A 23502-nucleotide genomic window follows, 5' to 3' on the forward strand; every position below is an offset into this window, starting at 1 on the left:
AGCTCCCCTATAGGCGGGAAAGGCCCGGTTGCGCAGGGCAACCGGGCAGTCAGGGTCTTATTTGTTTTTGGCAAACAGGTCTTCGACAATCGGGCGAATGTCGTCAGATACGTTTTTCAAAACAGCGGCTTCTGCCTGTTTGGCAAAAGCTGCCTGGTCCACATCAACAAAGGTCATGCCTTTGTCCTGCAATTCCTTGGTCAGGCGCTGTTCGTCCGTCAAAAACAGGCCACGCTCGAATTTCTGCGCGCGGCTGGCGGCTTCCATGACGGCTTTTTTGTCCTCATCAGACAGTTTTTGCCAGGTGATTTCCGAAATCGTCAGATAGATCCAGGACCGCACATGTTCGGTCTTGTTCACATATTTCTGCACTTCGTTAAAGCTGGCTGATTCAATCAGGGCCAGCGGATTTTCCTGGGCATCAATGGTGCCAGCCTGAAGGGAGGTAAACACTTCCGAGAACGCCATCGGGGTCGGGCGAGCGCCCAGGGTTTTCCACACATCAACAAACAAAGGTACGTTCGGCACGCGCATTTTCAGACCTTTAAGGTCTTCCGGCGTTTTGATCGGGCGGTTTGATGTCAGGTTGCGCGGGCCACGGGCAAAATAGGCAATCGGGCGAATGCGCGCACGTTCGATAATCTGCGCTTCAATTTTCTTGCCGATGTCGCCGCTGGCAACCTTGTCCATTTCCTCAAGCGAGGTATAGGCATAAGGCACAGCCAGAAGAGCCGCCATCGGTGCCCAGTTTTGCAGGCTTTCCCCGGTAATGGTCATATCGACTGATCCCAGTTGCATGCCGTTGATCAGATCGATTTCCTTGCCCAGCGTTTCATTGGGGAAAACCTGAACGTCAATACGACCATCGGTCAGCTTGGACAGTTCTTCACCAAATTTAACGGCGGCTTTGTGCCAGGAATTTTGTTCGTTGGCAAGGTGCCCCAGTTTCAGGGTCATTTCGGCGGCCATCGCACTGTGCGTCATAAGCAGTGCAGCAGCTCCGGCCATAAGCATGATTTTTGTTTTCTTGAACGTAAGCATCATTTTTCCTCCCGTGATAATGTGATGCCTCAGGGTGACAATACCGGATCGGCATTGTCGAAGAGTTCGGATCTTGATTTGGCAATGTCGGGCAGGGTGAGCAGGATTTCGCGGGTATGGCGGCGCATCGCGGCACCGGCCTGTTGCGCGTCTCCTGCTTCAATGGCGGTTAAAATGGCCTCGTGCTGGGCCACGATATCTTCCATCGAAAACTGGAAATAACTCAGGAACCGCACCCGGTCGAGCTGGGCACGAACATCCTCGACCACTTTCCACGCATATGTTTTGCCAGCAGATTCCGCCAGGCAACGGTGGAAATCATGGTCCAGGCTTAAAAATGATTTGGCATCGTTTTTCATCGCACTGCGCTGGGCGGCAATTAAATCACGCAGGCGGTCAATCGCGCCATCCGCCGGGTTGCTGGCAACGTAACTGGCAATGTCGGCCTCGATCGCTTCGCGCACAAAGCGCGCGTCAAGCACCGATGAAACCGAAATTTTGCGCACATAAGTCCCGCGTTGCGGGCGAATTTCCAGCAATCCTTCGTCGGCCAGCTTGATAAAGGCTTCACGCACGGGCTGGCGGCTCACGTCATAGGAACGGGCCAGTTCAGCTTCGGAAATACGAACACCGGGCAGCAAATCAGCACAGACAATCCGTTCGCGAATGATGCGATGGATCTGCGGGCCAACCGCCTGATCCGGAGAAACGGACCAGTTATTTTCGCCGGGATCGATCATATTTTAACTCCTTGCGTTTTTCGCTTATGCTGCATACTACCATACTAGTCAACCATAAAACGCCATGTTATGGTCGCCCTAATACTTATAGACTGTGGACATGCAGCCACACCAACACAGAGAGAACAGCATGAAACAAACCTGGAGATGGTTCGGCCCGCGCGATCTGGTCAGCATTGATGATATTTGTCAGGCAGGGGCGCAAGGGGTGGTTTCCGCCCTGCATCACATTCCCAGCGGTGCGGTCTGGACCCCGGCTGAAATCACCAAACGTCAGGCCGAGATCGCCACCATGAAAGATGGGGCGGCGTCAGGTTTGAAGTGGGATGTGGTTGAAAGCCTGCCGGTTTCCGAAGCGATCAAAAAACAGGAAGGCCCGTGGCGCGACCATATCGAGGCCTATAAACAAAGCCTGCGTCACCTTGCTGCCGCCGGGATCGACATTGTCTGTTATAATTTTATGCCGGTGCTGGACTGGACCCGCACGCACCTTAACTGGCGCTTGCCTAATGGTGCCACCTGCATGCGGTTCGACCTGACCGACTTTGTCGCCTTTGACCGCTATATTCTGTCCCGCCCCGGTGCCGATGAGGGCTATGATGCTGGCTTGCTGGCTCAGGCCGAAGAACGCTTTGCCAGCATGGACGATGCACGCCGCGAACAGTTAACCCGCACTGTGGCCTTTGGCTTGCCCGGCTCGGTCGAGAAACTGACACTCGATGATTTGCGCGGCTTGCTGGCAAGTTACGCCGGTATTAGTGGCGACCAACTGCGCCGCAACCTGATCGATTTTCTGGCCGAAGTGGTGCCGGTCGCGCGTGAAGTCGGCATTCGTATGTGCTGTCACCCCGATGATCCGCCCTTCGAGCTTTTGGGCCTGCCGCGCATCATGTCGACCGAGGACGACTATCGCCGCGTTATTGAGGCGGTTGATTTGCCCGAAAACGGCATTACCCTGTGTTCAGGCTCGCTTGGGGTTCGCGCCGAAAATGATTTGCCGGGCATGATGAAACGTTTGGGCCATCGTGTGCATTTCATTCATTTGCGCAATACCTTGCGTGAAACCGAAGGCCTGCCATGTTCGTTCCATGAAGCCGATCATCTGGGTGGTGACACCGATATGGTGGATCTGATCGAAGCCATTTTGAACGAAGAAACAGCCCGCAAGGCCGCAGGACGTGCGGACTGGAACATTCCGTTCCGCCCCGATCACGGGCATGACATTTTAGATGACCTCAACCGTCAGGGGCAGCCGGGGTATCCGGCAATTGGTCGCCTGAAAGGTCTGGCCGAATTGCGCGGTATCATGACGGCCCTTATGGCGCGCCCCAATCGCAAACCGGCAGGCTGATGATGACAGTTTCTTCACTAACTCAACAGGATGGCTGGCCGGAAAATTCACTTTCCAATCGGGGCAACGGCATTGTTCATATCGGGGTAGGGGCTTTCCATCGGGCGCATCAGGCCGTTTATACCCAGCAGGCAATGTTGGCGGCTGGGGGTGACTGGCGCATTATCGGTGTTTCCCCGCGCAGCACCGATATTGCCGATCAGCTTAATGTGCAAGGCGGTGCTTATTGCGTTGTCGTGCGCAACCCGGTCGGGGATGAATGCCAAACCGTTCACGCTATTTCCCGTGTCATTGCCGCCGCGCGCGATGGTGATGCGGTTTTGTCCGCCTTGTGCGATCCGGCAACCCGCATTGTTACCTTGACGGTGACCGAAAAGGCTTATGGCATTAACCGTCACACCATGACGATGACACCAGACCATGCCGCCATCGCCCATGATCTTGCCGATCCGCATCATCCAACAGGTGTTTTGGGATTGCTGACCGAAGCCTTGCGCCGTCGCCGGGATGCTGACGTGGCCCCGTTTACCTGTCTGTGCTGCGATAACTTGCCGGAAAACGGCGTTGTGCTGCGCGCCGGAGTGATGGATTTTGCCCGTCATATCGACCCGGACCTTGCAGGCTGGATCGATCAGAACGTGCATTTCCCAAGCTCGATGGTAGACCGCATTACGCCCGCCTCAACCGCGGACACATACGAAACTGTGCGCACCATGACGGGCCATGACGATGCCTGTGCCGTTGAAACCGAACCGTTTTCCCAATGGGTGATCGAGGACGATTTTCCAACCGGCCGCCCGGCGTGGGAACAGGCCGGGGTGTTGATGGTCGATGACGTGCGCCCGTTTGAGCATATGAAACTAAGAATGCTAAATGGTAGCCATTCATTGATTGCCTATTTAGGCCAGCTTGCCGGTTTTAAATATGTGCGCGATGTCATGGCGGATGACGATTGTGTTGCAATCGTGCGCCGTCATATGGCCGCAGCAGCCAAAACACTTACACCGGTTGCCGAACTGGATTTTGCCGTTTACAGCGACGATCTGATCGCCCGGTTTAAAAACCCGGCCATAGCCCATGAAACCCGGCAAATCGCGATGGATGGTACCGAAAAACTACCCCAACGTTTGCTTGCGCCGGCGCGCGATGTCTTGTCACAGTCCGACGATATCGCGACGTTTGCTTTCGCAGTTGCCATGTGGATGGCTTATGTTCACAAACTGGTGGCAACGGGCCGTGGCGATGAAATATCCGATCCGAAAAAGGATGCGATCATATCGGCGCTAACGGGTAAGGATAATGCGGCTGCGATTTACGCCGCACTTGTGGCTTTACCCGCGCTGTTTGACCCGCAACTTTTGGCTGTTCCACAATGGCAGCAGGCTGTCATTGCCAGGTTGCATATCATTATCGAAGACGGTGTCATATCAACGCTACAGGCAGAGTTGGCAGGTAAAATCGCCTAGTTCTGGTCTGTTAACGTTGTTGTATTTTTTCATGCCCGCCCGGTTTTGCCTGGCGGGCATGTAGTTTTGCGCAGGCGGGGATATGTGCCGATCTGACAGGCCAAGTTGCAAAGGGGGGCTAAAAACACTATTTGCACGCATCAGGCCCTGGTGGTGTATCAGGTATATGCACCTGTGATCATATTGAACTGGAACGAAATTGATGGCACAGCCTTCGCCGCAAATTTTTACGCAGTCCGACGATGCTGTTGTGTTCAAGGCGCAAAAACTGGCGCGTAAAAAACGGCTTGCCTTGTTAACGTTGCTTCTGGCTTGTAGCTGTTTTATTGGCCTGACCATTTATGATCCGGGACATCATAATGTGTGGGTCGGTCTGTTTGTTGCGATGGCCGAGGCCGCGATGGTGGGGGGCCTGGCCGACTGGTTTGCCATTGTTGCCCTGTTTCGCGATCCATTGGGGTTGAAAATTCCCCATACGGCCATCATTCCGCGCAGCAAGGATAAAATCGCCCGCAACCTTGCCGATTTTATTTGCGATCATTTCCTTGGTAAAGACCATGTGATTGATAAAATTCGCGAATTTGATCCGGCGGACCGGTTGGCAAAATATTGTGCTGCGCCCGAAACATCGGCACAAATCGCCGATCTGGTGGTAAAATTTGCTCCGCGGCTGATGTATTTGCTCGACAGTGCCGAATTACAGGAATTTGTTCGGACAACCACGCGCGAAAAACTGCGTGATATGGATGGCGGAAGGCTTTCGGCCCGATTTTTAACGATCCTGACCCAGGATGGCCGCCATCACGAATTAATTGACAGCTTGTTAAATGACATTGCCGATTTTACCAACAGCGACGAAACCCGCAATATGCTGGCCGATAAAATTGCGGGCGAACTATGGTCGGTTTTGCGCTGGGTTAATCTTGATAAAGCCGTGGCCGATAACATTACCGAAAAGGTGGCCGTCGGCCTGCGCGAACTTATTCAGGATCTGGCCGAAAACAAGGATCACGAACTGCGCCGGAAATTTGAAAGCAAAATACCGCTTTTCATCGATCGTCTTAATACCGATCCGGTCTTACGGAACCGGATAGACCAGTTTCGCGACCGGATGCTGGAAAATCAGGAATTATCCGATTATATCGGCCATATCTGGCGCAAAACCCTTAACTGGATCAAACAGGATTTTGCCAACCCCAATTCCGAAATTCGCCGGGCGGTGATGGGGGCATCGCGCAATATCGGCACCAAACTTGATGCCGATCCCGACATGAAAATGTGGCTCAATACCTGGATTGTCGGAACAATTGATCCTTATATCGAAGAATATCGCGAAAAAATCCGCAGTTTCATTATGGAGCGGGTAAAGGCCTGGAGCGCGGACGAACTGACAAGCCAGCTGGAACTGGCAATGGGAAGCGACCTTCAGTCGATCCGCCTGAACGGGACCCTTGTTGGTGCCCTTATTGGGGGTATTCTATTTGGGTTGATGCAGTTTATCGGCTGGGCAGCGGGGCAAATGTAACGCCCGAATGCAGGTTTTGCATCCGGGCGTTTACAACGATGATCAGCCAGATTGAATTAAGCTATATCGCTGTGCCATCGGGGCCAAAAACATGGCAATGCGCAATGTCAAAAAAGGCCGGGACCGTGCTGCCATTAAAGATAACCTGTTCCCCTGCCAGCGACATATTAATGGTCTGTCCGTCCGGGCTTCGGGCGTAAAGCAAGGTTTCATCGCCCAGGTTTTCCACCAGGTCAACTTGCAGGTCCGCCAGTTTGATCCCGCCGGTTTCCTCGCGGTTCAAATGTTCAGGGCGAAGGCCCAGTGTTACCGGCATGTCGCTTTCAACCGCACGCAAGGCACGCGGCAATTTTATGCTGGCACCACAGGCACGAATAACGGTGGCATCCGCGCTGGTGCTTTCAATAACACCTTCTAAAAAGTTCATTTTCGGGCTGCCAATAAACCCGGCCACAAACCGTTTAACCGGATGATTATATAAATCAAGCGGTCGTCCCACCTGTTCAATCCGCCCGGCATTTAAAACCACAATTTTATCCGCCATGGTCATAGCTTCCACCTGGTCGTGGGTAACATAAATCATGGTGTTGCCCAGCTGGCGGTGCAGGCGGGCAATTTCAACCCGCATTTGCACGCGCAATTCGGCATCCAGGTTCGATAATGGTTCATCAAATAAAAACAGCTTTGGTTCGCGCACAATCGCACGGCCAATGGCAACCCGCTGGCGCTGCCCGCCCGATAATGCCTTTGGCTTGCGCTGTAATAACGGTTCAATTTGCAATACGCGGGCGGCCTGTTGCACACGGGGTTCAATCTCGGCCTTTTTATAGCCCGCCGTTTCCAAACCGAATGCCAGGTTTTTATAAACCGACATATGCGGATACAGCGCATAGGACTGAAAAACCATGGCAATGCCGCGTTCAGACGACACAACCTCGTTCATCCGTTCGCCGTCCATCATCAGGGCACCCCCGCTGATTTCCTCCAATCCGGCAATCATGCGCAGCAGGGTCGATTTGCCACAGCCCGACGGGCCAACAAAAACGGCAAATTCACCCGGGTCGGTTTGCAAATCTATGCCATGGATAACGTCAAATACGCCGTACCGTTTTTCAACTTTTTCCAGAACCACGCTCGTCGTCATGATAGGCCTCCTCCCGAAGGGCTGGTCGTTTTGACCAGTGTTATTTGGTTTTTGCGCGCCATGACGCGTATTTGGGGCTATCGGCATTTACCGGTAATGCCACCTGCGCCCCACTGTCCGATGACTGATAAATGGCCGTTACAAGTTCCAGCGCACGCCTTGCATCAATGCTGCTAACGGGCAGGGGGCCATTACCACATAAATAGCGATGGAAATGTTCCATTTGCGTTGTAAAACGCGGGCTAACCGGTTGCCAGTCGCCAATAACCTCGTCAATCTGGCGCTGAACGGCATCATTCGCGGCCAAAATTTTCCACGGGTCCTTGCCTGGGGCATACGGTTCGTGGCTGCTTTCAAATGTCACATTTTCAAAATGTAACCGTAACCGGCTGATCTGTTCCTGTGATCCAAGGGTGCAAGACAACGAAACAAACGCGCCATTGGCCATTTCAAGGCTGGCGCTGGCGCAATCTTCAACCTCAATATCATTAACCCGTGTTGCCACCCGGCCAAAAACCTTGGTAATCGGGCCCATCAGGTGCATCATCATATCGTGCAAATGCAAAGCGTGCGTAACCAGTACGCCGCCCAGTTCCGTATCCCATTTGCCCCGCCATGGCACGGCATAATAATCCGCTGTGCGCAGCCAAAATGTCTCAACCGAACCCATATAGGCTTTACCGGCAATGCCGGCATCGATAATGCGCTTGGTTTTTTCAATGCCATCGCCGTACCGGTATTGAAAAATTGGCATCAGGGTGCCTTTGGCGGTTTTCTCGGCTGCTATAATTGCATCCACATCGGCGAGCGACCCGGTCAGCGGCTTTTCGCAAATCACATGTTTGCCACTGGCAAGGGCCGCAACCACCTGTTCGCGGTGAATGCCCGGCGGGGTGCAAATGTCGATAATATCAATATCGTCGTTTTGCAAACATTCCTCGAACGATGTGGTCCGAACGGGAATGTCAAATTCATCGGCAACAGCGTTCAGGCGGTCTTCATTTAAATCGCAAATGGCAGAAACTTTGAATTTGTCAGGGTGGGGCACATATCCTTCAATAATGTGCGATTTACCAATGCCACAGCCAATAACGGCAACGTTTTTGCAGGTCATGTTATTTATCCTCCGAACTGGCAATGTCTTCGGCCATTTTTTGCGCGCTTAAGGCCAGCTCCATGGCATTAAAAACCCGGCTTTGCGGAATGGCGGTTTCGGTGCGGTCGCGAATGTCGGCTAAAAACTGTTTGCCAAACGGCAATTCGATATCGTTGCAATCAATATGGCGCACACCTTTCCTGTCGGTCAGGAACAAATGGTTTGGCCCCTCGCGCCCGCCAATGTCTATGTTTTTGCGAATTTCAATTGCCCCATGGGTGCCGGTGATCATCAATCGGCCGTCACCCCAGCTTGGCAATCCTTCGGGGGTAAACCAGTCCACATGGATTAGGCCATTGGCATTGTCCGTTGCCATGTGAATATCGCCAGTATCCTGTAATCCGGGCGTGTCGCTATTGGCGCGGTTGTTAACGCTGGCAGACAGTATTTTGGCGCTGTTGCGGTTGGCAAAAAACAGAAACTGTTCACATTGATGCGATGCAATGTCTGTTAAAATGCCACCATAAAGCGACCGGTCAAAAAACCAGCCCGGGCGGGTGGGTTTGCGTAAACGATGCGGGCCAATGCCCACGGTATGAATGACTTCGCCAATGGCCCCATCCGCCACCAGTTGCCCGGCCTTTACCGTGGCGGGGTTTTCAAAATGTTCGGAATATAAAATGTTATATATCCGCCCGGTTTCGGCCTGTACGCGCTTTACATCGGCCAGTTGATCAAAGCTGATCATGCCGGGTTTGTCGCTTAAAACGTCTTTGCCGTGCTGCATTGCTTTAATTGAAATACCGGCACGTTCGGCCGAAATTGCCGCAGTGACAACAATGTCAATGCTGCCATCTTCCAATATTGCGGCGGGGTCCGTAACACGTTTGGCATCGGGGTATTTTTCGCCAAATTCCCTGGCAAAAACCTCGTCTGTTTCAAAAAACGAAACCAGTTTTGCGCCCGCCCGGATCAGGCAGTTGCACTGTCCGTAAATATGGTCGTGCTGAATGCCAATGGCGGCGAATTTTATGTCAGTCATGATTACTCCACATCGATTGTGGTTACATCAAAGATGTATGAGGGGTCAGCGTTTCAGGCCGGTTGTGGCAATGCCTTCAATCAGCAGGCGCTGGAAAAACAGAAAGAAGAAAAACACTGGCACCAGCGACAGGGTCGACATGGCAAACAAACCGCCCCACTGCGATGATCCCGAGCTATCGACAAAGGATCGCAAGCCAAGCTGCACCGTGTAATTGTTCATATCGTTCAGATAGATCAGCGGGCCAAAGAAATCGTCCCAGGTCCACAGAAAGGAAAATATCGCCGCTGTTGCCAAAACCGGTGTCGAAAGCGGCAGCATGATTTTCCAGTAAATGCGCCAGGCACTACATCCATCCATGCGGGCGGCTTCGTCCAGTTCACGGGGAATACCGCGAAAAAATTGCACCATCAGGAAAATGAAAAACGCATCGACCGCCAAAAATTTTGGCACCACCAGCGGCAATATCGTGTCGACCCATCCCAGTTTTAAAAACAGCACATATTGCGGAATCAGCGTTACATGATACGGGATCATCAACGTGCCCAGCATGATCGCAAACCAGAAATTGCGACCGGCAAATTTTAACCGGGCAAAGGCATAGGCGGCTAACGAACAGGCAATCACATTACCGGCAACCGACAACACCGAAATCACCAGCGAATTCCAGAAAAACTGCCCAAATTCAACGCGTAACCCGGTCCATCCCTTCCAGTAGGATGAAAGGTCAATCGCGGATGGCAAAAGGGACGTTGAACTGAAAATCTCGGCTTCGGGCCGAATGGAGGCCGATAGCATCCATAACAGCGGATAAAGCATGATGATGGAAACCACCATCAGCAATGTATGGAAAAGCAGGCTGACAAACCGGCTGCGGCGCGGCGAAATGCTGTCATCCTTGCTGAAAATAGCCAGACTAGTCATCGTAATGCACCCAGAAACGCGCGGTCAAAAACGAGAAAGCGGTAAACAGCGCAATGATCACCACCAGCACCCATGCCAAGGCGGAGGCATAACCCATACGGAAAAACCCGAACGCTTCCTGATACAGATACAGGGTATAAAACAGCGTCGAATTGATCGGGCCCCCGGTGCCGCCTGAAATGATGAAAGCGGGTGTAAAGGCCTTGAAGGCATCAATCGTTTGTACAACCGCGTTAAAGAAAATCACCGGTGTTAGCAGGGGCAGGGTAATTTTGAAAAACTGCCTCCATTTTGAAGCGCCATCAAGGCTGGCTGCTTCATACATGTCGCCCGGTATCTGGCGTAAACCTGCCAGAAAAATAATCATCGGCGATCCAAACTGCCAAATGCTCAGGATAATCAACGTCCAGATCGAATAACTGGGATGGCTGATCCAGCTTGGCCCCTCGATCCCGAATTCGGCCAGAATGCTGTTAACCAGGCCGTCGCTGGCAAAAAGCTGCCGCCATAAAACGGCAATCGCAACGCTGGTTCCCAACAGGGACGGCAGGTAAAATACGGCCCGGTATACCGGTAATCCGCGAATGCCCCGGTTTAAAACCACGGCCACACCCAATGCAAATGCCAGTTTCAACGGAACTGAAAACAGCACGAAAAACAGTGTGACACCCATCGAGGCCGCAAATTTTGGATCAGAAGTTGCGATCCGTACGTAATTTGCCATGCCGACCCAGTTTGGGGCGCGCAACAAATCAAAATCGGTGAAAGAAAGATAAAGCGATACAATCGCCGGGCCCAGCGTCAGCCCGAAAAAGCCAATGAACCATGGCAATAAAAACATATATCCCGGCCCGCTGCCTTGCCATGCCCGGCCAAGCCAGCTGGTCGGCTGTGGTTTGCGTTGCGGGTGGTTTGGGATGTGCGTTTTCTGGCGTGGCGGTCCTGCTGCGGCGATATTTGCCGCAGCAGGACCTGTCATCTTGTTACCCATAATGCCTAGCTCCGCTCAAGGATCGCCGCGGCATCTGAAACAAAGGCGGCACCGGCATCTTCGGGAGACGTTGTATCAAAGCCGACTTCTTCGTTTTTACGTTTGATCATAAGCTGGATTTCGCCGGCACCCTTTGGCGGGGGTGGGGGCAACGGCCCGGCAAATTTGTCGCCCAGCGACCCGATATATTCAATCTGGATACGGTCAGCTTCCTGTGACTCTTTCTTAAGAACCTCACGCATTTTCGATGATTCCGGTACGCCGCGCTCGACATCAAGCACACGGGCCGCATCCGGGTTATTCACAAAAAAGCTGATGAATTTGGCCGCCGCCTCGGGGTTTTCGGTGTCGCCCGCAACACTGAACAGCATGGATGGCTTGCGATATTGCCCCGGTCGGGAGTCCCCTGATTTAACCGGGTAGGGGCCCATGGTTAGCGGGTCCTTGTTAATTGCCTGATAGCCAACCAACTGGTTCGAATGGGCAAAACATGCACCCGCACGGCCCTGTGACAATGGGCTGGTTTCAATCGTCAACTGGTCAAGTGATTGCACATCGGCCGGTACACATGCTTTGCGCTCGCGCATATCGACCCAAAATGAAAACCATTCACTGGCGTCTTTCTCATCAAAACCCAGCTTGCCGTCGGCGGTATAAAGCTGCTTGCCGCGCTGGCGCAACCATGTTTCAAAGGCTGGTTCAAGCCCGCCCTGATCTGCACAGCCGTAAAAACGGCTACGTTTGGTGGTATTGGTCAGTTTTTCGCACTGGTCACCAAATTCTTCCCATGTCTGGCCAGGCTGGGGCATATCCATGCCTGCTTCTTCCCAGGCAGCCTTGTTAATCATCATGGCAACCGAATTTGCCCCCAGGCTAATGCCATAGGTTTTGCCATTCACCTGGCCGCCAGCAACGCTGTCCTTGCTGAAATTCGACACATCAAGGGTGCCGTCCGCCATGTATTTATCAAGTGGCAGCAAAACATCCCGGCGGGCATATTCAAAAATGTAGCGGTAATCCATTTGCATCACATCGGGTGCATTGCCACCGGATGTCTGGGTTGCAAGGCGCGACCAGTAATTGTCCCAGCCTGCACTTTCACCGTCTACCTCGATATCGGGGTTGGCGTCCTGAAAAAGGTCCACCACCTTGTATGTCCGCTCGGACCGGGCCTGGGACCCCCACCATAATAACCGCAAGCGAACATCCCGGGCAAAGGCGATCCGGGGGTTTATCACGCCAAGGGCAAGGGCACCCGCCCCACCGGTCAGAAATGCACGCCTGTTTATCGAAAACGTCATCGTCATCCTCCCTGCTGGTTCGCCATTCAAGTGGCGTTTTTGTGGGTATGGTTGTTCTAAATAACTATTTAGTTACAATTAGGGCAATTGCGATCCGAAGTGTCAACTGTTTCTTGCAAGTAATTTGGCAAATAAAACCTACGTATAGGTTCAGGGTTTATTTGTTCGGACAGACTCTGCCAAATACTGAAAATATCATTGTCAGTATGCAGGTTTAGCATTCTCTATGGCGGCGCAGCACTGTTTTGTGCGCTGCAAATGATCACGGCATTTTAGCCTCGATAAAATGCCGTGATTTGATTGTTTGTTTTGGAACGTTTAGTTTCGGTCCAAAATTTGCGAGGCTTCCTCAACAAGTCGCGCACCGGCTTCGGCGGGGCTTAAAACGTCAAAACCCACCTGTTCGTTAACCTGTTTGAACAGTACCTCAATTTCGCCCGCACCCAGCGGCGGTGCCGGAGGCAATGGCCCAACCAGATCATCGCCAAGCGAAGCGATATATTCGACCTGCATTTTGTCGCCATCCCCTAGCTCGGATTGCACGCTTTTACGGACAGCAGCCGACACCGGCACACCCCGTTCAACGCCCAAAACCTTGGTCGCGACCGGGTCATTAACAAAAAAGCTGATAAATTCGGCTGCTTCCTTGCCATGGTCTGAGCTGTTCGCAATCGAGAAAAATTGCGACGGCTTCAGATATTGTCCGGGGCGGGATTTGCCCGCCTTGACCGGATAGCATGTCATTGCCAGCGGATCCTTATTGATCGCAATATATCCAACAATCTGATTTGAATGAACAAAACAGGTTGCCGCGTGCCCGGTCGAAAGCGGATTGGTATCAATGGTGTCTTTTGACAGGGATTGAATATCGGCGGGAACACATGCCTGTCGTTTTCGCATATCCGCCCAGAACTCAAACCATTCGGTAACTTCCTTTTCACCGAAATCAAGTTTGCCGTCATCGGTATAAAGTTCTTTACCGTTCTGGCGCTGCCAGCACTCAAATGCCTTGTCCTGGCCGCCTTCATCGGTACAGCCATAAAAATTACGGCGTTGGGTTTTGCGGGTCAGTTTTTCGCATTGCTCGCCATAATCTTCCCAGGTCATTCCCGCATGGGGAATATCCAGGCCGGCTTCCTGCCACGCGGCTTTGTTAATAACAACGGTGGCCGAATTTTGCCCTAAATTGACACCATAAAGTTTATTATCAACCCGTCCGCCATCCAGGCCGATCTTGCTGAAATCCGTAACATCAAGTGCGCCCGATTCAATAAACGGGTCCATCGGGGCTAATACACCACGCCGGGCATATTCAAATATATAGCGGTAATCCATCTGAATAATATCTGGTGAATTGCCGCCGGATGTCTGGGTTGCCAGCCGGGGCCAGTAATTGCTCCAGCCCGTACTTTCGCCTTCAATTGCAATGTCGAGGTGCGAACTGGTGTATAGGTCAATCACTTTAAATGTGCGTTCAGCACGGCTTTGGGATCCCCACCATAATAAACGCAAGGCGGTTTTATCCTGGGCAAAGGCACGCCGCCCGCCCAGCATGGCAAGGGACGTAGCACACATCCCACCGGCAATAAATTGCCGTCGATTAATGGTTAAATTCATTGGTTATCCTCCCTGATTAGCCGTTTTTTGTTGTGAGGCCTGCGGTAGAACTTGAATTAAATAACCAATTGGTTACAATTAAAGGGAAGGGCCAAACGCCTGTCAAGAAGTTGTTTGAAATTCAGCCATGTGTTGTTGATTTTTTTTACAAGTGTGCTGTTTTCTGGGGCAATCACAATCTGTGGCAGCTGTTTTTCTCAAAAATATTTATCAACCGGGGGATGAATGACCGACTCGCAATCCAGGCCGAAACCAGCCAAAACCAAACCAAAAACAGGCCAGCGTGACCCTGAAAGAACCCGTGCCTTGATCCTTGAGGCTGCGACCAGTGAATTTGCCGAAAAAGGTATTGGCGGGGCGCGAGTCGATGCCATTGCCGCCCGCGCCGGTACCAACAAAAGAATGCTCTACCATTATTTCGGCGATAAGGATCAGCTCTATACAGCGGTTTTGGGCAACGCCTATGCCGGTATTCGAAATGCCGAAAAAAAACTTAATCTTTCCGGGCGCACACCGGAGGACGGAATCCGCGAACTTGCTTTATTTACATGGCATTACTTCGTTGATCATCCCGAATTTCTAAGTCTTTTGGGCACCGAAAACCTGCACCGCGCCGAATACCTCAAACAGCTTTCCTACATTCCCGAAATGCATTCGCATTTTATAACCGAGCTGGCACAGGTTCTGAAACGAGGCGAAGCCGACGGCGTTTTTCATGCGGGCATAGATCCGCTGAATGTTTATCTGACAATGGCCTCGATGACCTGTTTTTACCTGAATAATCACTACACGCTTTCAACGATTTTTGGCCGCGACCTTATGTCAGACGACAATCTGGACGCGTGGATGCAGCAAATCGTCTCTGTCACCCTGGCATCTATTCGCGCGCGTTAAAATTGTCGCGCTGTTGTTTTTTCTGTTGACAAGGGCGTCGTCGCTTGGCCTTCTTGTAACCAGTTAGTTACGTCGCGATGGTGATGGTGAAAATTGCTCATCTGCCAAAAACAAGCGACCGGACGGGAGGAAAAAATGACACGTATCGGGATTATCCTGCACGGTGTAACCGGGCGCATGGGCTATAACCAGCATCTGGTGCGCTCCATTCTCGCCATTCGCGATCAAGGGGGGATTGATCTGCCATCGGGTAAACGCCTTGTCGTCGATCCGATTATTGTTGGTCGTAATGCCGACAAAATAGAATCTCTTGCCAAAAAACACGGTATCGAACGCTGGACTACCGATCTGGACGCCGCCCTTGCCAACCCCGAAGACAGTATCTTTTTTGATGCCGGTACGACGCTGATGCGTGCGGAATTACTGTCAAAGGCGCTTGATGCAGGCAAGCATGTTTATTGTGAAAAACCGATATCCGATGATTTGCAAGTTGCCATAGATCTCGCAACCAAAGCTCGAAATTCCGGTCTGAAACATGGTGTAGTACAGGATAAATTGTTCCTGCCCGGTTTGCGGAAACTCGCTCTTTTGCGGGATTCCGGTTTTTTTGGGGAAATCCTCTCGGTCCGTGGTGAATTTGGTTATTGGGTTTTTGAAGGGGACTGGGGTGTTCCTGCCCAGCGACCGTCCTGGAATTATCGCAAGGAGGATGGTGGCGGCATCATTCTCGATATGCTGTGTCATTGGCGCTATGTCCTCGATAACCTGTTTGGCAATGTCAAATCGCTGTCGTGCATCGGGGCAACCCATATTCCCAAACGTATTGACGAAAATGGTCAGCCTTACCCCTGCGACACCGATGACGCGGCCTATGCCACGTTCGAACTCGAAGGCGGCGTCATCGCGCAAATCAATTCATCCTGGGCGGTGCGGGTGCGCCGGGATGATCTGGTAACGTTTCAGGTCGATGGCACCCATGGTTCTGCCGTTGCCGGGCTTACCAAATGCTGGACCCAGCACCGGGTAAATACGCCCAAGCCGGTCTGGAACCCCGATCAGCCGCAAACGATTGATTTTTACAAAACCTGGGACGAAGTGCCCGATACCCAAAATTTTGATAACGGGTTCAAGGCCCAGTGGGAAATGTTCCTGCGTCATGTCGCCGAAGATACACCATGGCCCTATGGCCTGGAAGCCGGGGCCAAGGGCGTGCAACTGGCTGAACTGGGCCTTAAATCCTGGGCCGAACGTCGCTGGCTTGATGTTCCCGATCTGGAGTTTTAAGCCATGCTTGCACTTGATCTTCCCCGGGATGGTAAACTGGTTTCCTATCAACTGACGGGTGACCCGATAGCCGTTAAAAAACGCGAGGCCGCGGATTTTCCCCGCATTGCCTATGCGGCGGCTCACATCGTTGCCGATCCGATGGTGGCGCATGATCCATGGCTGGAACCTGCCATCGACTGGGACCGAACGCTGGCTTTTCGGCATCGTTTGTGGGATCTGGGCCTTGGCGTGGCGGAATCAATGGATACCGCCCAGCGCGGTATGGGCCTTGGCTGGAATGAAGCCCGCGAACTGATTATCCGCTCGCTGGCCGAAGCCAAAAATCGCCCGGGCGCCCGTATTGCCTGTGGCGCCGGGACAGACCATTTGGCACTGGACCCCAGGGTGACAATTGAAGATGTCATCGCCGCTTACGAACATCAAATTGAAGCCATCGAAGCCCATAACGGGCAGATCATTCTAATGGCCAGCCGCGCCCTTGCCGCGATCGCCAAAGGGCCGGAGGATTATGCCCGCGTTTATGGGCGTATTCTGTCGCAAGTCAAACAACCTGTCATTATTCACTGGCTTGGCGAAATGTTCGATCCTGCCTTGCAAGGATATTGGGGCGGTGACGACCATATGGCGGCAATGGAAAACTGTCTGGCGATCCTGGCAGACAATGCGGCGAAAATTGACGGCATCAAAATTTCCCTTCTTTCAAAAGAAAAGGAAATCGTCATGCGCCGTAAACTGCCCGCCGGGGTGCGTATGTATACGGGCGATGATTTTAATTATGCCGAACTGATTGCCGGTGACGAACAGGGCCATTCCGATGCGTTGCTGGGCATTTTTGATGCAATTGCGCCAGCGGCTTCCATGGCACTTGCCGCTTTAGGTCGCGGCGATAACGACCAGTTCTTTGATGTGTTAAATCCGACTGTGCCGTTATCACGCCATATCTTTCGTGCGCCCACACGGTTTTATAAAACCGGCGTTGTTTTTCTGGCCTATCTCAATGGGTTGCAAAATCATTTCACCATGATCGGTGGTCAGCAATCCACGCGCTCTATCCTGCATTTGGCCGAACTTTTCCGTCTTGCCGATCAGGCCCGCGTTTTGGCCGATCCGGAAATGGCTGTTGCCCGAATGAAACCGGTTTTGGCCCTGCACGGCATTGAATGCGGGCGTTAGGGGGTAATCATGGCCGACTATCCAGACATTCGCGTCATTAACATTGCCGCATTTGAACGCACAACACCGTTCCGCTTTCCTTTCCGGTTTGGTGTGGCAAAGGTAACGCAGGCGCCGCAACTTTTTGTTCGTGTCGTCATCGAAGACGGGCAGGGGCGATCCGCCACGGGGCAGTCGGCCGAAATGATGATGCCCAAATGGTTTGATAAATCCGCCGATCTGACCACGGATGATAACATCAACCAGCTGCGCCGGTCTGTCATGCTGGCGATGGAGGCCGTTCAAACTGCGGGGCAGTCAACGCCTTTTGGTTTGCATGCACGGATTCTGGCCGATCATGGCAAGGCCTGCCGTCAGCATAACCTGCCGGGGCTGGTTGCATCCTATGGTCTGGCACTGGTTGACCGCGCCATTATTGACGGGTTCTGTCGGTTGCACGGTTTAACCATTGCCCGTGCTGTGCAAACGAATGCCCTTGCCATCACCAGCGAGACAACGCCGGATCTATCCGGTTTTGATCTTTCCGGCTTTTTGGCAAAACGGGTGCTTCGCCCGTCAATTGCCATTCGCCATACCGTCGGTTTGGGCGATGTTCTCTGGAACCGCGACCTTGGCAAGGCAGACCAACTTAACGATGGCCTGCCACAAACGCTGGAAGATGTTATTGCCACCTACGGTCATCGTTTTTTCAAACTAAAGGCATCGGGTCATATTGATCAGGACATTTCCCGCCTGCTTGCCATTGCCAATGTGCTGGACCAAAAGGTCGGGCAGTATCAATTAACCATTGATGGCAATGAACAGTTTGAAAATGCCGACCATGTTGCCAACCTGATTGGCCGGATCGAGGGTGAAGGCGGGCTTAAAAATCTGTGGCAATCCACGCTGTTTTTGGAACAACCCGTTGCCCGTGCTGCCGCATTGTCACAGCCCCTGGGGGATTTAGGCACAAAAATTCCGTTCGAGATTGACGAAAGCGATGATGCAATCGGGGCTTTTCTTGCCGCAAGGGATTTGGGATATCGTGGCATTTCGTCAAAATCCTGCAAGGGGTTTTATCGTGCCATGCTAAATTGTGCCCGTGTTGCCAGCTGGAACAATACAGCCGGTTCGGACCAATACTTCATGTCCGCCGAAGATCTGACAACCCAGGGCGGCCTTGCCCTGCAACAGGACCTTGTTCTGGCAAATCTGATCGGGGCGCGCCATATCGAACGCAACGGCCATCATTATGTCGCCGGGATGGCTGGCGCATCACCCGCCGAGCAGGCGGAATATTTAAACCTTCATCCCGATCTTTATCACGCCACAGCCAACGGCCAGGCACGGCTGTCGATCCAGAACGGGCAGGTTTCCCTAGCCAGCAGCAACGATGCCATTGGTCTGGGCTGCGCCGTTACGCCGGACTGGAAAGCAATGGCACCGCTGACGTTTTGACACATTAAAAACCAACAAAAATGCCCGGCCAAACCGGGCAATAAGGGAGGATAACAATGTCTGCCGATGGGTTATCGATTAATCTTGCAACCGTGCGCGAACAATGGGGTTTTGCCGAGGCCGTCGATGGCTGTTTACGCCACGGCATCACCGCCATTGCCCCGTGGCGCGAACAAATCGCCAAAATTGGCCTCGCTGAAGCCTCTCGCATTGTGCATCAAAACAACCTGCATTTAACCGGTTTGTGCCGGGGCGGTTTTTTCCCCGCCGCCACACCCGATAAACGCGCCGCCGCAATAGATGATAACCGCCATGCCGTGGATGAAGCCGCCGAACTGGGGGCAGATTGTCTGGTTTTGGTGGTTGGCGGTCTTCCTGAAAATTCCCGTGATATTGTTGCTGCCCGGCAAATGGTGGTTGATGGCCTTGATGCCCTGTTGCCTCACGCCCGTGCCTGCAATGTCCCTCTGGCAATAGAGCCCTTGCACCCGATGTATGCCGGCGATCGTGCCTGTGTAAACACGCTGGGTCAGGCCCTTGATATGTGTGAAATATTGGGCCCGGGAATTGGCGTTGCCATAGATGTGTATCACGTCTGGTGGGATCCAAACCTGGCCGCCCAAATCGCGCGTGCCGGAAAGATGAATGCCATTCTCGCCTATCATATTTGCGACTGGCTGGTGCCCACCCGCGATATGCTGACCGACCGGGGCATGATGGGCGACGGCGTCATCGACCTTCCCGCCATTCGCCGCATGGTCGAGGCCGCTGGGGTAAAACCAAAACAGGAAGTCGAAATCTTTTCCGCACAAAACTGGTGGTTAAAACCCGGTGACGAGGTTTTGAAAACCTGCATTGAACGTTACGAAAACAACTGTCAGGCCGATAGCCCCGTCTAGTTCATATGTGAAAATAAACAAAATCCATGCCGCTGCCTGGCGCGCATGAAAAAACGGAATTTCCGGCCCGCACCCTGACCGCACCTTTTGGTAACGGGGTGTATTTACGTCGCCCCCAAAAGCGGCGACCTGTCAGAGAGGATCAACGTCATGGCCCAAACCGAAACAACATCCGAAACAGAAAGAAGAAGTTACGTTTTAATTGGCACGGGCAACCGGGGCGCAACCATGTGGGGGCGCGATTTGCTGGCCGGTTGGTCCGAGCATGTTGATCTGGTTGCGATCATAGATAAAAATGAACTGCGTGCCCGGCGGGCCCGCTATATGATCAAAAGCAACGCGCCAATATTTTCCAGCGTCGAAGAGATGCAAAAAGCTGGCATTGCCCCGCAAATGGCAATGGTCTGCACACCGGACGATACCCACGACGAAATCGTTGTGCAAATGCTTCAGGCCGGTGCCGATATCATTACCGAAAAGCCGATGACAACAACGGTCGAAAAAATTCGCCGAATGCTCGAGGCCGAAGCACGCAGCGGCAAACGTATTGATGTGTCTTTTAACTATCGTTATTCGCCAACAGCCGCCCGTATCAAGGAATTGCTGATGCAAGGTGCCATTGGCAAGGTGACATCGGTTGATTTTCACTGGTATCTTGATACCGCGCACGGGGCCGATTATTTCCGCCGCTGGCATGCTTACATTCGCCATTCCGGCAGCCTGTTTGTCCATAAGGCGACACATCACTTTGACCTGCTAAACTGGTACCTCGACAGTACCCCGCAAACGGTTTCGGCCTTTGGCAAATTGTTGAATTATGGCAAAAACGGCCCGTTTCGCGGCGACCGCTGCCAAACCTGCCCCCATACGGCGGATTGCAATTATTTCTTCGATATTTCCAGCGATCCGTTTCTGGATGCCCTTTATGAAGACCCGGCAAAAGAAGACGGTTATTTCCGTGATCGCTGTGTGTTTCGCGAAGATATCGATATCCCCGATACAATGGTCGCCAATATCGGATATGCTAATGATGTGCAGGTGTCCTATTCGCTAAATACTTTCCAGCCCATCGAAGGGCACCATATTGCTTTTAACGGCACCAGGGGCCGGATTGAATTGCGCCAACACGAAGATCAGCCATGGGATATGCCCGATCAGGACGAAATCCTGTTAATTCGCAATTTCCCTAATGATGATGAAGAAAAACTGGAACGCATTATTGTCCCCCATGCTGAAGGTGGCCATTACGGCGGTGATAACCGGATGCGCGATATGATTTTCAAGCCCGGCCAAACCGACACATTGCACCAGCGCGCCGGGGCCAGGGCAGGGGCCTATTCGGTATTATGCGGTATTGCTGCGCTCAAAAGTGCACAAACCGGTGAAGTCGTAAAAATTGACGACCTCATGCCCGATATCGCCACGTCATAAAACATCCAAACAGGGGCATATCAAAGGGTATGTTCCTGTTTTTCCAGGCTGGAACGCGGCACGCCAAAATCATCGGCAAGAACGGCAAGTTGATCATGGATTTCTTCCAGCAAATCCATCTTGGCCGATGAAACCCGCTGAACAATGCCAATCTGACGAAACACCTGTGGTTCGCCAAATGGCCGGATCAGAAATTTTTCGGGGCTTTCACGCACGGCAATATTTGGCACAATCGTTGCCCCCAATCCTGCCGCAACACATTCAACAATTGCCGAAATCGTATCAATTTCGGCGGTGTCGTTGGTCACGATGCCCATTCGGGCCAGCTCCATATCAATCAGGTGTGCAAGTGGCACATTGCTGCGAAACCGTACCATCGGCAATGTTTCCAGCATTTGGCGCGCCGACATTTCCGGGGTGCCTTGTGGTGCAATCACCACAAGCGGTTCGCGAATAAAGGGCCGCCACACCAGATTTTGCGGAATTCCCAGTTGCTCGGCAACAATCGCCATGTCCAGCCGCCCGGCCTGTACATCGCTGATCAATGTGCTTGAAAGTCCCACCCGTAAATTAATCCGCAATCCCGGATATGTATTGCGTAACGCCACAATCGCGCGCGGTAAAAGGCCAATTGTACTGGTCCGAACCGACCCGATGCTTAACGTGCCGGTTTTACGCTGGCCTTGCAGGGCGCTTTTTGTATCCTCCACCATATGTAAAATGGAATGCGCTGTTTCCAGTAATTGAAGGCCGTGTGTGTTCAAGGTCGGCGGGCGGGTTTCCCGGTTAAAAAGCTCCACCGCAAGCTCGGTTTCCAGGGCATGCATTTGCTGGCTCACGGCCGATGGCGTTAAATATACCACCTCTGCCGCCCGGGCAAATGTGCCATGTTCGGCAATTGCAACCAGGGTCCGAAGCTGGCGTGTATCCATTTTAACTCCAGATAAACTTAATCTATTCGGAAATATTATTCTCTTTCATAAAATATATCTACCGCTAATCTCTGATCTCATAATCAACATGTCAATCAGACAAAAATACTGGGAGGAACGATGTCGGGTTTTTTACACCGCATCAAAACCGCTGGGGCCATTCATGACTAAAAATGGAACCATCGTTGTCACCGGCCCCTATCTTGACGAAGCCGCATCCGCCCTGATTTCCCAGGCAGATTTCAGTGTAGTGCATACACCGGCCTATCCGTCTGACGAGGTGCTGGTAAAATTCATGAAAGACCACGCCCCCAAGGGGATTATTTCGCGGATGGGTCAGTTTGGGCATGTCGCAATGGACGCGGCCCCAAATTTACAGGTCATTTCCAAACATGGTGCCGGTGTCGATAATATCGACGTTGCTGCCGCCAGCGAACGGGGCATACTGGTGTTGCGTGCCCCCGGTGCCAATGCCCTGTCTGTTGCTGAACACACACTTGCCCTGTTACTGGCAACGGTTAAACAGATCGTCCCCCTGGATCAAAGCCTCCGGGCAAACCGCTGGGACAAACCAGGTTTTGTTGGCCGCGAAATTGCCGGTATGTGTCTGGGGCTTGTCGGTTTCGGGGCCATTGCACAACATACGGCCCGGCTCGCTCGTGGTTTTGGGCTAAACGTTTTGGCCTACGACCCGCTTGCCCACGACGAGATGTTTGCCGATGCCGGCGTTACCCGCTGTCATACGCTGGAAAACCTGTTTGAAACAACCGATATTGTTAGCCTGCATTGCCCGCTTTTGCCTGCCACCCGTTATTTGATAAATGCCGAAACCATCGCCACGATGAAACCGGGCAGTTATCTGATTAACACCGCTCGGGGCGGCCTGGTAAACGAAGCCGATTTGTTGCTGGCTTTGCAAAGCGGGCATATCGCTGGTGCAGGGCTTGATACGTTTGAACACGAACCCCCCGTTGCCGATAACGCGCTTTTGCAGCATCGCGCAATTGTTGTCACCCCGCATGTTGCCGGTGTTACCGCAAGTGCAGGGCAGCGTGTCGGTATCGCGGCGGTTTCCGGTGTTATCGCGCTGTTGTCGGGGGGCGATGTAACGCCTGATCGAATTGTAAACCCTGAAATCCTGAAAAACGGCTCTGCCCGCCTGCAACGCAGCACAGTAGCCGAATAAATAATTACGCAATAAAGGGAAGAAC

General features: G+C 52.6%; 20 protein-coding genes. 10 read left to right on the plus strand and 10 right to left on the minus strand.

Features of this window, described 5'->3' with window-relative positions:
- Positions 1–57: 57 nt before the first annotated feature.
- A complete protein-coding gene (locus tag THS27_RS12135) occupies positions 58–1044 on the minus strand; it encodes a TRAP transporter substrate-binding protein (protein WP_210402892.1) in 987 nt (328 codons plus the stop codon).
- A 26-nt stretch (positions 1045–1070) separates the two neighbouring features.
- The gene (locus THS27_RS12140; protein WP_085591187.1) at positions 1071–1781 is read right to left on the minus strand and encodes a GntR family transcriptional regulator; all 711 of its coding nucleotides are present in this window, start codon (positions 1779–1781) and stop codon (positions 1071–1073) included.
- Between the two features lie 130 nt (positions 1782–1911).
- On the opposite strand from THS27_RS12140, the gene uxuA reads away from it, so the two are divergent.
- The 3 genes from uxuA to THS27_RS12155 all read left to right on the plus strand — a co-directional run bounded on the left by uxuA (position 1912) and on the right by THS27_RS12155 (position 6123).
- Positions 1912–3132: a mannonate dehydratase gene (gene uxuA, locus THS27_RS12145; RefSeq protein WP_085591189.1), complete on the plus strand. Its 1221-nt coding sequence runs from the start codon at positions 1912–1914 to the stop codon at positions 3130–3132.
- Complete coding sequence (locus THS27_RS12150) at positions 3132–4598, plus strand: mannitol dehydrogenase family protein (RefSeq protein ID WP_246832943.1); 1467 nt, start codon at positions 3132–3134, stop codon at positions 4596–4598. The genes uxuA and THS27_RS12150 overlap by 1 nt, the downstream gene beginning before the upstream one ends.
- Positions 4599–4800: 202 nt before the next feature.
- The gene (locus tag THS27_RS12155) at positions 4801–6123 is read left to right on the plus strand and encodes a DUF445 domain-containing protein (RefSeq protein ID WP_085591191.1); all 1323 of its coding nucleotides are present in this window, start codon (positions 4801–4803) and stop codon (positions 6121–6123) included.
- 61 nt (positions 6124–6184) lie between these two features.
- Here THS27_RS12155 and THS27_RS12160 read toward each other — a convergent pair whose 3' ends face one another.
- The 7 genes from THS27_RS12160 to THS27_RS12190 form a co-directional block, all read right to left on the minus strand.
- Positions 6185–7267: an ABC transporter ATP-binding protein gene (locus tag THS27_RS12160; protein WP_085591193.1), complete on the minus strand. Its 1083-nt coding sequence runs from the start codon at positions 7265–7267 to the stop codon at positions 6185–6187.
- A 40-nt stretch (positions 7268–7307) separates the two neighbouring features.
- On the minus strand, positions 7308–8381 hold the full coding sequence (locus THS27_RS12165; RefSeq protein ID WP_085591195.1) for a Gfo/Idh/MocA family protein: 1074 nt from the start codon (positions 8379–8381) through the stop codon (positions 7308–7310).
- A gap of 1 nt (position 8382) precedes the next feature.
- Complete coding sequence (locus THS27_RS12170; protein WP_085591197.1) at positions 8383–9405, minus strand: Gfo/Idh/MocA family protein; 1023 nt, start codon at positions 9403–9405, stop codon at positions 8383–8385.
- 45 nt (positions 9406–9450) lie between these two features.
- Positions 9451–10329 carry a carbohydrate ABC transporter permease gene (locus tag THS27_RS12175; RefSeq protein WP_085591199.1) on the minus strand — a complete coding sequence of 293 codons (879 nt, stop codon included), beginning with the start codon at positions 10327–10329 and terminating at the stop codon, positions 9451–9453.
- Positions 10322–11320: a carbohydrate ABC transporter permease gene (locus tag THS27_RS12180; RefSeq protein WP_246832944.1), complete on the minus strand. Its 999-nt coding sequence runs from the start codon at positions 11318–11320 to the stop codon at positions 10322–10324. The genes THS27_RS12175 and THS27_RS12180 overlap by 8 nt, the downstream gene beginning before the upstream one ends.
- A 5-nt stretch (positions 11321–11325) precedes the next feature.
- Positions 11326–12621: an ABC transporter substrate-binding protein gene (locus THS27_RS12185; protein ID WP_085591201.1), complete on the minus strand. Its 1296-nt coding sequence runs from the start codon at positions 12619–12621 to the stop codon at positions 11326–11328.
- A gap of 318 nt (positions 12622–12939) precedes the next feature.
- Entirely contained in the window at positions 12940–14238 is a 1299-nt protein-coding gene (locus THS27_RS12190; protein WP_085591203.1) for an ABC transporter substrate-binding protein, read from the minus strand.
- Between the two features lie 225 nt (positions 14239–14463).
- Here THS27_RS12190 and THS27_RS12195 point away from each other — a divergent pair, with 225 nt between their 5' ends.
- From THS27_RS12195 to THS27_RS12220, 6 genes are all read left to right on the plus strand, one after another.
- Entirely contained in the window at positions 14464–15132 is a 669-nt protein-coding gene (locus THS27_RS12195) for a TetR/AcrR family transcriptional regulator (RefSeq protein ID WP_085591205.1), read from the plus strand.
- A gap of 135 nt (positions 15133–15267) precedes the next feature.
- The gene (locus THS27_RS12200; RefSeq protein ID WP_085591207.1) at positions 15268–16416 is read left to right on the plus strand and encodes a Gfo/Idh/MocA family protein; all 1149 of its coding nucleotides are present in this window, start codon (positions 15268–15270) and stop codon (positions 16414–16416) included.
- A gap of 3 nt (positions 16417–16419) precedes the next feature.
- Positions 16420–17592: a dihydrodipicolinate synthase family protein gene (locus tag THS27_RS12205; RefSeq protein WP_085591208.1), complete on the plus strand. Its 1173-nt coding sequence runs from the start codon at positions 16420–16422 to the stop codon at positions 17590–17592.
- Between the two features lie 9 nt (positions 17593–17601).
- Complete coding sequence (locus tag THS27_RS12210; protein WP_085591210.1) at positions 17602–19029, plus strand: mandelate racemase; 1428 nt, start codon at positions 17602–17604, stop codon at positions 19027–19029.
- A 56-nt stretch (positions 19030–19085) separates the two neighbouring features.
- Positions 19086–19928 (plus strand): sugar phosphate isomerase/epimerase, encoded by an 843-nt coding sequence (locus tag THS27_RS12215; protein ID WP_085591212.1) that lies wholly within the window; start codon positions 19086–19088, stop codon positions 19926–19928.
- 150 nt (positions 19929–20078) lie between these two features.
- Positions 20079–21359 (plus strand): Gfo/Idh/MocA family protein, encoded by a 1281-nt coding sequence (locus tag THS27_RS12220; RefSeq protein WP_085591214.1) that lies wholly within the window; start codon positions 20079–20081, stop codon positions 21357–21359.
- Positions 21360–21379: 20 nt separating this feature from the next.
- On the opposite strand, the gene THS27_RS12225 is transcribed toward THS27_RS12220, so the two are convergent.
- Entirely contained in the window at positions 21380–22291 is a 912-nt protein-coding gene (locus THS27_RS12225) for a LysR family transcriptional regulator (protein WP_085591215.1), read from the minus strand.
- Positions 22292–22454: 163 nt separating this feature from the next.
- On the opposite strand from THS27_RS12225, the gene THS27_RS12230 reads away from it, so the two are divergent.
- A complete protein-coding gene (locus THS27_RS12230; protein WP_085591217.1) occupies positions 22455–23477 on the plus strand; it encodes a hydroxyacid dehydrogenase in 1023 nt (340 codons plus the stop codon).
- Positions 23478–23502 lie beyond the last annotated feature (25 nt).

The organism is Thalassospira sp. MCCC 1A01428, assembly GCF_002115825.1.
Taxonomy (GTDB): Bacteria; Pseudomonadota; Alphaproteobacteria; order Rhodospirillales; family Thalassospiraceae; genus Thalassospira.